Raw genomic sequence first — 11,828 nt, 5'->3', positions numbered from 1 at the left:
CTCTGTTAGTAAGATGTAGGTTGTGCGATTGCTCGCACTGCGTACATGGTGGCGGTGCGATAGCTGCCTTCCGCATAGCGAAGCCAGTACATCGGATGATCCGCTTCTGTTGCTGCGCTGCCGTCTGTGCCTGGTGCATCTTTGATGGCTGCTTCGATCTTCTGCACTAAGGCGCGTAACTCTTCGCCTTTTTGTTTGATCTCATTCATTAAATCGATTTCCTCTTGGCTGAGGTCTCGATAGCCTTTGATTTTTTGGTGTTGGTTATCCATGGAATATCCTAAGAAAATTAATCAATATCGTTGGACTGCAGTTTTTTTACATCGCGCTTTGCTTCTCTTTTTGCTCGGATTAAAGCCACGTTCTTTAGGCAAATAGCGAGCGCTGGCACTTTGAGCATGTCGTCTAAGGGTTGATTCGTCCTTAGAAAGAAACGGGCTCTATCGAGCGTTGCGCGGTCAAAATTTGCTTCTTTTTGCATGGTTTGCTCCATCATCAAGAGTCAACAAAAACACGTAATCAGCCTCAGTTTTTCAATTCGTTGTTTGAAACATGCGAGATTTTTTTTACTTTGGTTACTGCTTACTGCACCAGGTGAATAAGTCCCGGCACTAAGGCTGATTACGTGTTTTTGCTAGTCGATCTAGCTTGCTTACCTCGGGATAAATGCCTGCAGAGCTAAGCGCAATGCTTGGTGCTTTTCCTTGCCGAATTTGCGTTCTTTACGGTAGAGCGCTAGGGCGATAGTGAATCGAGCTGATAGTAGGTTTCTCATCGGCGCGCCTCTGCTAATTTGATGTTGTCGTAGCCGGTCATTTTGCGAGCTCGTGCGTCTATCGCTGCCATTTCACGCTTGTGATTTAGCATCGCGGCTTGTTCCGAATTTTTAATTTCGTCAACGACTGATGCACTGAGGGCTTGGTCGTTGTACGAATCTTCACCCATGTAACCAAGGGCTATGAGTATTGCTATCGCGCAGGTCGCGATCAGCCAATGACGTGTTGTAGTTGACTGATTCATGCTGGCACCTTGAGCAGTGGGTGATCGATTTGATCTGCTGACAGGCCAATGCGCGATGCGAGGGCTTTGGATAGCTCTGGCTCATCGTTGGCCAGAATGCCGGTTAATGCTGCAACGATCACGCGGGCATTGTCTGATGCACGAAGTAGGCTGCTTTGACCTGCTGGTGGGTCTTGCGTGATCACTAGCAGTTGCTCTAGTGATGTTCTGCGTATTTGGACTATTGGGTTCATTTGCTGTCTCACATCTTGGGTTGATGTGGCAAATATACGTGAATGAATAATTCGTGTCAATACGCGAATGAATAATTTATTGTGTATTTTTTTATGGGTGCTACTATTTGGGCAATACTGTTTATGGTGATGATATGGCTCTACGAAAATGCGGCAAATGCTGGAAAGAATTTAATTAAATTATCAAAAATCGTGATGTTATTTAATATTTTGTGAGGTCGTTTTAATGGATTATGTTTGTAGAAATTGCGGCAGTGTTGATAAGCCAGAGCAAAAGTTAAAAGGTCACTTTCTAATAACTTTAATTTTGCTACTTTTCTACATAATCCCTGGGATCATTTACATGATCTGGCGCAGATCGGGCTTGAAAAACACTTGCTCGCATTGTGGGTCAGATCAAATAGTAAGCACCGAAAGCGCAGCAGGGCAAGCCGCTTTATATGATGCACCAAGCCCACTGACGCACGTTAAATGCCCCGATTGCCGTGAACTTGTGCGCAAAGATGCGACAAAATGCAAGCACTGTCAGGCCGTTTTAGTGCCTATGGCAATCGAGCCAGAAGTTGCCGCTCCTTCAAACGCCGAAAACATCGGGCGAAAAGTTGGTCAGTTATTTGCAAAAAAACGATAGCACCTAAAAGTTGAATTATCGAAAACTACTCACGGCATTAATCGCCTTACACTTGAGTGATTTTGCTTTTGCGCATAAGGTCATCGGTATTAGCGATGGGGATACGATGACGCTACTGGTCGATAACAAGTCGCTTAAGATTCGACTGGCTAATATCGACGCCCCGGAAAAGAAGCAATCGTTTGGCCAGAAGTCGAAAGAATCTCTTTCTGATATTTGCTTGGGAACAGATGCGACGTATGAGGCGCAGACCATAGATCGATACGGACGCACCGTTGCCGTCGTGACTTGTAATGGCATTGAGGCCAATAAAGAGCAGGTAAAGCGTGGTTTTGCTTGGGTGTACGTCAAATACAATAAAGATTCAACTTTGCCAGCACTTGAAAATCAAGCGCGCGTAAGTAGATTTGGGCTATGGGTAGAAAATATTTCGATTCCACCTTGGGAATTTAGAAAAAAAATGTAACATGGATCTAATTAAGTACATTCTTCTCAAGTTGTTTGAATAAAATCATACACATCTAATTACTTGAATTTTAATTCAATGATAGACTTCGGACACTATGCCTATATATATCGCTATACCACTACAAAACAACGCGGAAAAACTCAGTGAATCAGTCCATAGAAATTTTCCCGGTGACTCCAACAAACATAATCTACAGTCCAATAAGGGCTGGCTTTTAGAGTTTGATGGCACAACTATTGATCTTTCAAATAAACTTGAAGTAACCGGACAAGCGAAGGGCATAGCTAGTCCTGTTGGCTCATGCATAATTATTCCTGTCACTGGCTATTATGGTCGCGGCTCAAATGACATGTGGGAATGGTTAAAAATTAAGATGGAAGACTGATGGTCACGCGCCCAAAAAAAACACCGGTCGCAGACGATGCTCCGGCCTATTTGCCGCAAACCTCCCCCATTCAGCCACTGAGTGGGCATGGAGACCATAGCTTCACTCTGCAGGCAATTATGGAAATGCAGAAGACGCTTGGCGAATTAAATTCGAAATTTGAAAATCTAAATAGTTCGGTAAATAGTACAAAAAGTAAAGTTGAGGATTTAGTTACTTGGAAAAATAAAATTTTAGGTGGGGCGATTGCTTTAGGGATTATTGGGACATTATTAGGGTTTTTAATTACAAAAGGATGGGACTATGTTTCTATCAAACAACCAGAGCCAAAAAATCAACAGCAAAATATCACCCAGCCATTAACTAATTCTGAAGTTAAACCTCCAGAGATATTCTCCAAAGAGAATAAAAAATCAAACAAATAATAAACCCGCTACGGCGGGTTTTTTTGTGACCATTCGTTTCATTCGTAATTAATTCTTGTAGAGCAATTCTAAAGTTTTAAGAAAGTATAGTTGCGCTTCTGTTAGCGTGCTGCGGTCTCTTGAGCATGCGGCCATTTCGATGTTTGCCCAAGGTTCTTTGAGGTAAATAACCTTACCATTGTTCAATTTTGCATATCGTAAGCCAACGCTTTCGAGCGTTAAGGCAATGCCGAATGTGCTGCGTGTGGCCATGTTCGCAGCAGACTCTAGATCACCTGCGACCATGGAGAATGATGGGGTAATGCCAGATCGAATCATTGCTGCGCCCATAATATCGGACATTAAATTTGTATGATTCATACCTATAAACGTCTGTCGTTCAAGTTGTGAAAATTTGATGTCGTCAAATTGTGCGAGCTGGTGAGTCCCCGCAACCAGTAATACAAGTTTTTCACTTTTGTAATGACTAAACGTCAGATCGTTCACGCTTCTTAATAGACCAATCAGCCCAATATCAGCTTGGCCGTGTAGCACTGAATGAAGTATTTCTTTTGCGGTGCCTGGGATTAATTTAACGAGTAGATGAGGGTACTCTTTTTGCACTATATCGAGCGCTGTGGGGGCATCTTCGAGTAAAACGGATGTCACGCCGATTATGCGTAATTGCCCATCATTTGATTTTATCTTAGCGGACTTGGCTTTAAATTTAGACCAGCCGTCGGCAACTTCGGTGCTAAATTCTAGAAGTGCTTTTCCCGTGTCGGTGAGGTGATATCGACTGCCTTGCTTGTAGATAAGCGGGTCATCACAAACTTCTTTCATTCTATTTAAGCGTTGTGTGATGCGGGGACTAGTGACGCCGATTCGGCTTGCGATTGTCGCAATACTTAGACCTTCTTGAATGTAAGAAATAATTTTTAAATCGACAGCTTCAAGGTCGCTCAACGTCTCGCTCCACTTGGATGACGTTGTTTTTTTGTTGATGCATTACTAAACGACACTCTTAACCCTTCAATATTCGTTAATTATACTTACTTACGAATAAATTTGGCTAACGCCTTTTCTCGTTTTTTTCTGTTACATTTAGCTCCCGATTGTTACTTGGTATGTTAGCTAGATGATGTATATAAGAAATTAAATTAGGTATAAAGTCTTATGAAAACAGAAAAAGAACAAATTCAAGATCTAAAAAATGAGCTTGCTCGCCTGCGTGAAAAATCGCATTTAACTGAGGACGTGAAAGAGCTGTCTCAGTTGCAAAAGCGGATTGATGCCAGTGGCTGGAATATGGTCATGGGTACAGCGCGTGATTGCGCAGAACTATTTCCATCAAAGCAAATTCACTTACAGTTAGTCATCGGTGGGCGATCTGACCAGTGATTGTTTCTCTGCGTTTTTTGCAGCAATTTTAATAAAGGACTTGCCCATATCGGTTGATTCTCGATATTCGGTAAGCACTTTCATCTCTTCTAGTGTGACATACACTAAGGAGACTTCTGGTTTGCTGTTGTCTTCGATATTGGTACCGTTCACGATCCAGTCAATGCTCCGTCCACATGCGTTTGCGATGGCTGCAAGATTGGCAGGATTTGGTTGTGATTCGTTAGCAAGTATCCTGGCTAAAGTTGACGTCGGGACACCGCTAGCACGCGCTAAGTCTGCTTGGGTGTTGATTCCCGCCAATTTCATGGCGATATTGATACGTTTTGCGATTGTCATATCGCCCGACTGTATCAAAGCGCGTCAGTGATCTCAACAAAATTCCGTTCTTGCAATTAAATCCCGTTCTTAGAATTTAATACTACATTGATTTTATTGAGAGGTTGAGCTTTTTTTGATCTTTTGGTGCTTTTGAGGCATTTCTGAGAATTAATTCACGTGATGCTACTGTGCTTTGCCTAAAGTGCGTTAGTAGCTCTAGCTCAGTCGAAGTAACGTAGCATAGGCTTACCTTGTCATATTCGGCTGGCTCTTGTTTTACGTGCGCGGGATTGATATTGATTGGAGGGCTGTAGCTCACAGCCTCTTTCCCTTCCATTAGCCATGAAAATGTTACGCCACACGCAGCGGCGAGCTTTTTTGTAGTGTCGCTTTCAGGGCCGCGTTTACCATTGCCTTTTAATATCCTAGCAATCGTTGGCTGAGGCACGCCCGACGCATCAGCAAGCGCTTTTTGCGTTTTGTAGCCAGCCTTGTGCATGGCTTGATCGAGTCGTGAGGCAATATCCATCCGCGCACTATACGCGCACGAATTAAACTCCCACAAATTATTATTCATTTGCGTATTGCTGGAATTATTCAATCGCGTATAATTTGATGCCATGGATAACATTTCAGACCTCTTAAAGTCAATTAAAGCGAAATCAAACTTAAGTGAAATTGATCTCGCAAAGGAAATCAAGGTGTCGCAGCCTACCGTTCACCGCATTTTGAATGGGCAGACACAGTGCCTTAGTTCTACCTATATGAATATTGTTGAGTTGCATAAGCGGATCTGTTCTCAGTAAGTGTTGTTAGACGCAGTATCGGTTTGTTTTTAATTTTTGTCACATTTGTTACGCGGGGTTTATATGTCTGCACAAGATGCTTTCTACAAAACATGTAAGAGCTATCCAGGTGGATTTGAGTCGTTGGCCCCGCGTTTGGGTATGAACCCACAGGTGTTGCGCAATAAAGCAAATCCAAATTGTGCGCAGAATCATCCTTATTTGTCTGATGCTGAACAGTTAATGACCCTGACTGGTGATGTGGCTGTGTTGCATGCGATGGCGAAAGAGCAGGGGTGTGTTGTGTTGCATATTGATACGGCGGCTTCTGCATCGGATATGGCCGTGTTGGAGTGGATCGCTAAAGTGTGGCAAACCAATGGTGATGTTGGCTCTGAGGTGAATACGACACTAGCTGATGGTCGTGTGGAGCAGCATGAAGTTGATCGCGTAAAAGAGGCTGTGCATCGTACTGTGACGGCTTTGCATGGCATGTTGGCGCGTTTAGAGGGTATGGCTGAGAAATGAAAAAGTCATCTTCTATCACAGCTTCTATCACAGCCGATTCACTGGCTGATTTTATGTCGCCAGTTGTTGAAGTAAGACATGCGACTTATTCAATGAAGCCTTTGAAGCAGCCTGATTGGCGCGCAATGGTTCGTCCCGATGGTCTGACGTATCGCAATGAGCCGTCTTTGATGGGAACGACTCGTAAATTACCGAATGGCGAGATTGTCTGATGATTGGCGCTTCGTTATCGACCGCTGTGCGGGCATTGGGTTTTGTTCCTCCGGATGATCGTGATACCTGGGTGCGTATGGGTATGGCGCTTAAAGCTGAATTTGGCGACGATGCTTATTCTGCGTGGGTAGATTGGTCTAGTCCTGCATCTAGTTTTGATGCAAAGGCGTGCAAGGCGTCTTGGCGTTCATTCAAAAATGGCGGCAAGGTTGGCCTTGGGTCTTTGTTCTCTGAGGCTAAATCCGGTGGTTTTGAGTTTGCTGCTGATGAAGTCGAAGTGTCGCCAGAAGAGTTAGCGCGTCGTCAGAAGGATCGTGAAGCGCGTGATGCTAAGTCTGAAGCTAATCGAGTCAAGGCGGCGGCTGCTGCTGCGGTGCGTGCTGCTAGTCAGTGGCGCATGGCATCTAAAGAAGGCGATAGTCCTTACCTGGTGCGTAAACAAGTGCGCGCTGAATCTTGCAAGTTTCTCGATGATGGCGCGATCATTATTCCGATGATTCGTTACGATGAAACACTTTCACGCATGGTTGGTAAACAGCAAATCAATGCTGATGGCTCAAAAAAATTTAGTAGTGGTATGACAAAAGCGGGGGCAATGTGCCGCTTGGGTGATGCACCAGTTGATGGTGATGATATTTTTGTTGTTGAAGGGTATGCGACAGGTGGATCTGTTCGTGCTGCGCTGGGTTATTCTCGCGCTGTTTATGTCTGCTTTGATGCTGGCTTGTTGGCTTCTGGTGTAAGTATATTGCGTAAGTTGTACCCAAGTAGTCGCATTGTGATTTGTGCTGATGACGATTATTTGACGGGTGACACAGGTTTGACCAAGGCAAAGGCCGCGGCTGACGCAGTGAGCGGCTTTGTTTTCCTTGTCACCTTTTCTGTTGAGCGCCGTGTATCGAAAACTGATGAGGCTTTGCCTTACCTTACCGATTGCAATGATCTCCATGTGGTTGAGGGCTTGGAGCAATTGAGCTTTCAGTTGTCCTTATTTTTGAATGCGCTTGATGATTCTCGCACTCTTGCTCCGGTTGAAGCCAGTAAAGTGGTTAGCGGTCCTAAGTTGGAATCTTTGCTGCAGCACTTTGCATTGGTGTATGGCAAAACAGATGTGTGGGACGCGCTCAATAAGCAGTTATTGAAAAAATCTGCGTTTGCGACATTTGCTGGGGCTGTTTTGGCAAAGGAATGGGTAGAGCATTCTGAGCGTAAAACCATCGATCAGAAGGACTTGCCTATCTTGAAGGGTGGCCGTGCCATCATCAGTAAGGAGGGGGGCGGGGGCGACCCGTTGAAAGAATTGATCGATCGTTATGTTCTGCTCTACGGTACTGAAACTGTGTGGGATCGTATGGCGCGCAAAGTGGTTGGTTTAGGTCCATTGCGTTCTGCGTTTCCTGATCTGGCTGGTCGTTGGTTGGAGAGCCCTAAACGGACAATGGTGGATGCGGATAATCTGGTCTTTGACCCAGCACAGCGCAGTAACCCAGATACGCATATCAATATGTTTGGCGGGTATCCGCTTACGCCTAAAAAGAATATTGCGCTTCAAAATTTAGTATTGACCTTAATTGGTTCGCTTTGTTCGTCTGAGCGCAATGCTGATGAAGTGTCTGATTGGTTAATTAAGTGGCTGGCTTATCCATTGCAGAATCCCGGTGCGAAGATGAGCACGGCAGTTTTGATGTTAGGTGAAAAGCAAGGTACGGGTAAGTCCTTGTTTTTTGATGGCATCATGCGCCCGATTTATGGCGAGTATGGCACTACGGCTGGTCAGCATCAGCTTGAATCTACTTTCACTGATTGGCGATCACGTAAAACCTTTGTGCTGTTTGAAGAAGTCTTGGGTCGTGCTGAGCGCCACAATTATATTGGCACGATTAAGCACATGATCACCGGTAAGGATATGCGCATTAATCCCAAGGGGTTGCCTGAGCGTGTCGAAGCTAATCATTTAAATTCCGTTTTCTTATCGAATGAGCGCCAGCCTTTGCCGTTGGATGCTGAGGATCGCCGCTTCCAAGTGATCGAAGCTTTGTCTCACATGGATCCTGAGTTTTATGCCCAGTTTAAAGATGCGATTAAAAACGGGGCGTGTGAAGCGTTTTATCACTTCTTATTGAATGTTGATCTAACTGGTTTTGATGAGCATACCAAGCCGATTCGTACTGATTCTAAAGATGCCGTGATTGCTTTTGGTTTGCCAAGCTGGGAGGTGTTCTACCAGCGGTGGCGCGATGGTGATTTGGAATCGCCTTATTGCTCATGTCTGACTGAAGAGTTGCATGCCGTCTATATGCGTTGGTGTGAGCGTGCCAATGAGAAGAAGCTTTCATTGACTAAGTTTTCTGAGTTGATTAGTGGTCGCGAAACGAAAAGCCGTAAGTGGGCCATGTTGCGCGGTGATACCAAGAAGAAGATGCGCACGGTGTTGTTGGTTGGCGATGATGCTGAGTCGCACCTGGAAGATGATTTGCAAAAATTCCGTAATGCTTTGGGTGAGAAAACATGATTTCGCGTGGTTTTGTGCATGGTTGTGCAGGGTTGATGACTAACCCTGATCAACGAAAACCCGCGCCAGTTCTGCGTTTGTGCAGGGTGTGCAGGGTGTGCAGGGTTGTATGCGCACACGCGAGAGAAAATTCTATTCAAAGTTTTATTAGTTGGTTTTGTTTTTCTCGCGATGTCCTCTTTTATACCCTGCACACCCTGCACACCCTGCACAAACGTAATGCCCATGCGGGTTTCCATTGATCAGGGTTGTTTATATACCCTGCACAACCCTGCACAAGGAAGTAAATGGAAGAGAAAGATACAAAAAGCGAAACATGGCGAATGGAATGTGAAGCAAGGCATGTATTGAGTTTGGGTAGATTGTGGGTAAGGCGGGCTTATTTGGAGTTGGTTGGCACTAAGCGAGGGGTTGAGGCAAGAAAGGCGCTGGAGGCTGCTGTGAAGGTTGAGTGGGTTAAACGTAGGTCAGATAAAGGGGATTGAAATGACGGATTTTGAAATTGCTGTGGTGGATAAATATTTTAATGATTACTTGTTGGCTAACGGATTGGCTGAGTTGAATAGCGAAGGCGTTGCCAAAGTACAGGCGCTAATTCGATTAGAGCTTGGGTCTACATTTAGTTTCGTGCGTATTGTCTTAATGTTGCAGTCGCTTGGTTGGACTAAAACCTTTAGACAAGATGGGCCAAGTTTTAGGCAGTGCGTATATTCACCGCCCACTACCAAATTAACTCGGGCTAAAAAATCGATCAATTTAGATACATTGCAAATATTTTTACAACAGGCTGCTGCACTGGTCGTTGAAGGTGAATCATTTGAAGCGGTTGATAAGTATCTTGGTGCGGCTATTTATGTTGTCCATGTGATGCAGGGGCAGTCCATGAATGATGAAATTGTTGATGGAATTAATGCAGCTTATGCTGAGTGATTAACGATGAGCCAAGCTAAATACAAATTGCTTTCTCCTAGTGTTGGAGAGGACAAAAATTGGCATGTTGTCGATGACGCTGATACCTGTGTGGCACATTGCTATGGGTATAGTCATTCTGTATCTGGTGGTGAAGTATTTGCACGACGCATTGTTGCTTGTCTAAATGCTTGCCACGGTATGGATACCAATGAAATTGAAGGTGCATCGATTTTTGCAAATCAATTTGGTTCGTGAAAGGGTTAACAATGATTCAGTACATCGACAGAATGAACATTTATTTTAACGGTTTGCGCTGACCATAAGGAGAACTAATGACACAACTACCAATAGACCGAATCAAAGACGATCTGCGATTTTGGGCAGCAATCACAGAAGAGCGAGAAAACCACGGATACCCAAGATCATACTCACTCAATGAGCGAGTGCAGGCGAACCGAAGCACAGATACATTCATTCCTGATGAGTTGCCAGAAGAAGTGCAAAGGCTAGTCGGGCATCTGCATAGTTTCGCACCTGGATTCGTCGCAGTCATCACACTGGAATACAAAGATAAGCGCCCACAAAAGACAAAGGCGCAATTGCTAAAGCTCACACGTGAGCGCTATTCGCAACGACTAGCTTTCATGCATGAGAATTTGGCGCATTGTATGTATGGTGGTGAATATGCTTAGCCAAGAGCGAAAGAAAGAGATTGCTGATTTTCTTAGGAAGGCGGCTGATGATATAGAAAACGATCCAATGCTTGCGTTTCATTTTCATGCTATTGGCAGGAAGCCTGATGTTCTTACTCTGAATGACAATGCTGACATAGATGTTCGCAAGCTAAACAGAAATGATTATGAAATACGTTTATCAATTACCGATTGGAGTCAGTCAGCATGAACGAATCAACTATGAAGTCAGTCGCGATGCTGCGAGAACTTGCGGATGGCATAGAAGAGGGAAGCATTGCACTATTCGAGGTGAGGAAAACGGATAGGCATGAAACTACCCAAATACAGAGGCAGGGTGATCGCAGCGCCGAATTCATTCCAACAGGCGTGACGGATATAGAATTGACGATCAACTATCGCAGGTAAAGAAACAACACTTTGTGACACAAAATAGACGTTGATTGAGTGTGTCACAAGTTGTACCATGTTTTCGCTAGTGTTGAGTTTTGCACTCTAACGCTAAGTAATACCAAATACAAAGCCTCGGTTCTTAATTGAATCTGGGCTTTTTTACATCCATGCCAGTAAGGATTGCGGGTTCGCGGTCGCTGGTATAGCCGACTATAGTTGCGTGTGGCAAGCGCTTAACGGATAAATTAGCCTAAATTATTTTGGTTGGTGTGTAGCTCAATTGGCAGAGCATCCTTGCGCAAAGGACGTTATAGGTTCGAATCCTATCGCATCATCTAGCAGAAAACTCCTTCCACTGTTACGGTGGTTTATAGCTTGCTTCGGCAGGCTTTTTTTATTTGTGGTTACGCAGCTTCAGATACAACAGCTTTGATTAGCGAATCGATCTAGACAATCGAGCCTGATGTTTGCGTATTTGAGATATGGCAATCAGACCGAGATCACCATGCAGGCATCCCGGGTGTCGAGTGCTGCTTGATGAAAGTGGATTTTGTGAAGCTCATATCAAGCAACAAAGAAAGCGGACTGATGATCGTCGCGGTAGTGCAGCAGATCGTGGTTATGGTGGACGCTGGCAGAAAGCACGGCTGACTTTTTTAAGTCGCAAGCCGCTTTGCGTTGAGTGTGCCAAAGCAGATCGAGTTGAACTAGCTACGATTGTTGATCATGTGATCCCTCATAAGGGAGACCAAGATTTATTTTGGGATACCAGTAACTGGCAATCTCTATGCAAGAAACACCACGATCAGAAAACTGCGAGGGAAGATGGCGGCTTTGGTCGAATCAAAGCTTGAGCGGGGGTGGTGAAAAGTCTGGCGGGATTTCGCTCCAGACCGTCCGTATCCCTTAATTTTCCGTGGGATAGATTT

At 44.6% G+C, this 11,828-nt stretch carries 22 protein-coding genes and 1 tRNA gene; 16 read left to right on the top strand and 7 right to left on the bottom strand.

Annotated features, from left to right (window positions below):
- Positions 1 to 5: 5 nt before the first annotated feature.
- The 4 genes from ACO0KZ_RS19335 to ACO0KZ_RS19320 all read right to left on the bottom strand — a co-directional run bounded on the left by ACO0KZ_RS19335 (position 6) and on the right by ACO0KZ_RS19320 (position 1,253).
- Entirely contained in the window at positions 6 to 272 is a 267-nt protein-coding gene (locus ACO0KZ_RS19335) for a DUF7681 family protein (protein WP_422998256.1), read from the bottom strand.
- 17 nt (positions 273 to 289) lie between these two features.
- On the bottom strand, positions 290 to 481 hold the full coding sequence (locus tag ACO0KZ_RS19330) for a hypothetical protein (RefSeq protein WP_422998254.1): 192 nt from the start codon (positions 479 to 481) through the stop codon (positions 290 to 292).
- A gap of 290 nt (positions 482 to 771) precedes the next feature.
- Entirely contained in the window at positions 772 to 1,020 is a 249-nt protein-coding gene (locus tag ACO0KZ_RS19325; protein ID WP_422998252.1) for a hypothetical protein, read from the bottom strand.
- On the bottom strand, positions 1,017 to 1,253 hold the full coding sequence (locus ACO0KZ_RS19320) for a hypothetical protein (protein WP_422998250.1): 237 nt from the start codon (positions 1,251 to 1,253) through the stop codon (positions 1,017 to 1,019). Before ACO0KZ_RS19320 ends, ACO0KZ_RS19325 begins: the two co-directional genes overlap by 4 nt.
- Before the next feature lie 641 nt (positions 1,254 to 1,894).
- Here ACO0KZ_RS19320 and ACO0KZ_RS19315 point away from each other — a divergent pair.
- The 3 genes from ACO0KZ_RS19315 (at position 1,895) to ACO0KZ_RS19305 (ending at position 3,163) form a co-directional block, all read left to right on the top strand.
- Positions 1,895 to 2,350: a thermonuclease family protein gene (locus ACO0KZ_RS19315; RefSeq protein WP_422998248.1), complete on the top strand. Its 456-nt coding sequence runs from the start codon at positions 1,895 to 1,897 to the stop codon at positions 2,348 to 2,350.
- A 97-nt stretch (positions 2,351 to 2,447) separates the two neighbouring features.
- Positions 2,448 to 2,738 (top strand): hypothetical protein, encoded by a 291-nt coding sequence (locus ACO0KZ_RS19310; RefSeq protein ID WP_422998246.1) that lies wholly within the window; start codon positions 2,448 to 2,450, stop codon positions 2,736 to 2,738.
- On the top strand, positions 2,738 to 3,163 hold the full coding sequence (locus ACO0KZ_RS19305; protein WP_422998244.1) for a hypothetical protein: 426 nt from the start codon (positions 2,738 to 2,740) through the stop codon (positions 3,161 to 3,163). The genes ACO0KZ_RS19310 and ACO0KZ_RS19305 overlap by 1 nt, the downstream gene beginning before the upstream one ends.
- Before the next feature lie 48 nt (positions 3,164 to 3,211).
- Here the strand turns inward: ACO0KZ_RS19305 and ACO0KZ_RS19300 are convergent, their stop codons facing one another.
- Positions 3,212 to 4,108, bottom strand: a complete 897-nt coding sequence (locus tag ACO0KZ_RS19300; protein WP_422998242.1) for a LysR substrate-binding domain-containing protein — start codon at positions 4,106 to 4,108, stop codon at positions 3,212 to 3,214.
- Between the two features lie 210 nt (positions 4,109 to 4,318).
- Between ACO0KZ_RS19300 and ACO0KZ_RS19295 the strand changes: the two genes are divergently transcribed.
- On the top strand, positions 4,319 to 4,543 hold the full coding sequence (locus tag ACO0KZ_RS19295) for a hypothetical protein (protein ID WP_422998240.1): 225 nt from the start codon (positions 4,319 to 4,321) through the stop codon (positions 4,541 to 4,543).
- Here ACO0KZ_RS19295 and ACO0KZ_RS19290 read toward each other — a convergent pair.
- Both ACO0KZ_RS19290 and ACO0KZ_RS19285 read right to left on the bottom strand, forming a co-directional pair.
- Positions 4,514 to 4,882: a helix-turn-helix domain-containing protein gene (locus tag ACO0KZ_RS19290; RefSeq protein ID WP_422998238.1), complete on the bottom strand. Its 369-nt coding sequence runs from the start codon at positions 4,880 to 4,882 to the stop codon at positions 4,514 to 4,516. The genes ACO0KZ_RS19295 and ACO0KZ_RS19290 overlap by 30 nt on opposite strands.
- Before the next feature lie 82 nt (positions 4,883 to 4,964).
- Positions 4,965 to 5,486, bottom strand: coding sequence for a helix-turn-helix domain-containing protein (locus ACO0KZ_RS19285; RefSeq protein ID WP_422998236.1), 522 nt, complete (start codon positions 5,484 to 5,486; stop codon positions 4,965 to 4,967).
- Between ACO0KZ_RS19285 and ACO0KZ_RS19280 the strand changes: the two genes are divergently transcribed.
- The 12 genes from ACO0KZ_RS19280 (at position 5,485) to ACO0KZ_RS19225 (ending at position 11,753) form a co-directional block, all read left to right on the top strand.
- Complete coding sequence (locus ACO0KZ_RS19280; protein ID WP_422998234.1) at positions 5,485 to 5,670, top strand: helix-turn-helix domain-containing protein; 186 nt, start codon at positions 5,485 to 5,487, stop codon at positions 5,668 to 5,670. The two genes, ACO0KZ_RS19285 and ACO0KZ_RS19280, sit on opposite strands and share 2 nt — an antisense overlap.
- A 63-nt stretch (positions 5,671 to 5,733) precedes the next feature.
- On the top strand, positions 5,734 to 6,177 hold the full coding sequence (locus ACO0KZ_RS19275; RefSeq protein WP_422998232.1) for a phage regulatory CII family protein: 444 nt from the start codon (positions 5,734 to 5,736) through the stop codon (positions 6,175 to 6,177).
- On the top strand, positions 6,174 to 6,389 hold the full coding sequence (locus ACO0KZ_RS19270) for a hypothetical protein (protein ID WP_422998230.1): 216 nt from the start codon (positions 6,174 to 6,176) through the stop codon (positions 6,387 to 6,389). The genes ACO0KZ_RS19275 and ACO0KZ_RS19270 overlap by 4 nt, the downstream gene beginning before the upstream one ends.
- Positions 6,389 to 8,902 (top strand): PriCT-2 domain-containing protein, encoded by a 2,514-nt coding sequence (locus ACO0KZ_RS19265; RefSeq protein ID WP_422998228.1) that lies wholly within the window; start codon positions 6,389 to 6,391, stop codon positions 8,900 to 8,902. The genes ACO0KZ_RS19270 and ACO0KZ_RS19265 overlap by 1 nt, the downstream gene beginning before the upstream one ends.
- Before the next feature lie 287 nt (positions 8,903 to 9,189).
- Entirely contained in the window at positions 9,190 to 9,387 is a 198-nt protein-coding gene (locus ACO0KZ_RS19260) for a DUF7696 family protein (protein ID WP_422998226.1), read from the top strand.
- A 1-nt stretch (position 9,388) separates the two neighbouring features.
- Entirely contained in the window at positions 9,389 to 9,832 is a 444-nt protein-coding gene (locus tag ACO0KZ_RS19255) for a hypothetical protein (protein WP_422998224.1), read from the top strand.
- 6 nt (positions 9,833 to 9,838) lie between these two features.
- Positions 9,839 to 10,069, top strand: coding sequence for a hypothetical protein (locus ACO0KZ_RS19250; RefSeq protein WP_422998222.1), 231 nt, complete (start codon positions 9,839 to 9,841; stop codon positions 10,067 to 10,069).
- Positions 10,070 to 10,146: 77 nt separating this feature from the next.
- The gene (locus tag ACO0KZ_RS19245) at positions 10,147 to 10,506 is read left to right on the top strand and encodes a hypothetical protein (RefSeq protein WP_422998220.1); all 360 of its coding nucleotides are present in this window, start codon (positions 10,147 to 10,149) and stop codon (positions 10,504 to 10,506) included.
- The gene (locus ACO0KZ_RS19240; RefSeq protein WP_422998218.1) at positions 10,499 to 10,717 is read left to right on the top strand and encodes a hypothetical protein; all 219 of its coding nucleotides are present in this window, start codon (positions 10,499 to 10,501) and stop codon (positions 10,715 to 10,717) included. Before ACO0KZ_RS19245 ends, ACO0KZ_RS19240 begins: the two co-directional genes overlap by 8 nt.
- Positions 10,714 to 10,914 carry a hypothetical protein gene (locus tag ACO0KZ_RS19235; RefSeq protein WP_422998216.1) on the top strand — a complete coding sequence of 67 codons (201 nt, stop codon included), beginning with the start codon at positions 10,714 to 10,716 and terminating at the stop codon, positions 10,912 to 10,914. The genes ACO0KZ_RS19240 and ACO0KZ_RS19235 overlap by 4 nt, the downstream gene beginning before the upstream one ends.
- A gap of 250 nt (positions 10,915 to 11,164) precedes the next feature.
- A tRNA-Ala gene (locus tag ACO0KZ_RS19230) sits at positions 11,165 to 11,234 on the top strand.
- A gap of 192 nt (positions 11,235 to 11,426) precedes the next feature.
- Positions 11,427 to 11,753 carry an HNH endonuclease gene (locus ACO0KZ_RS19225; RefSeq protein WP_422998214.1) on the top strand — a complete coding sequence of 109 codons (327 nt, stop codon included), beginning with the start codon at positions 11,427 to 11,429 and terminating at the stop codon, positions 11,751 to 11,753.
- Positions 11,754 to 11,828 lie beyond the last annotated feature (75 nt).

The organism is Undibacterium sp. Di24W, from assembly GCF_049340325.1.
Lineage (GTDB): Bacteria > Pseudomonadota > Gammaproteobacteria > Burkholderiales > Burkholderiaceae_D > Undibacterium.
Note: the sequence above shows the minus strand (reverse complement) of the source record. Positions and strands in the feature narration are given on the sequence as shown.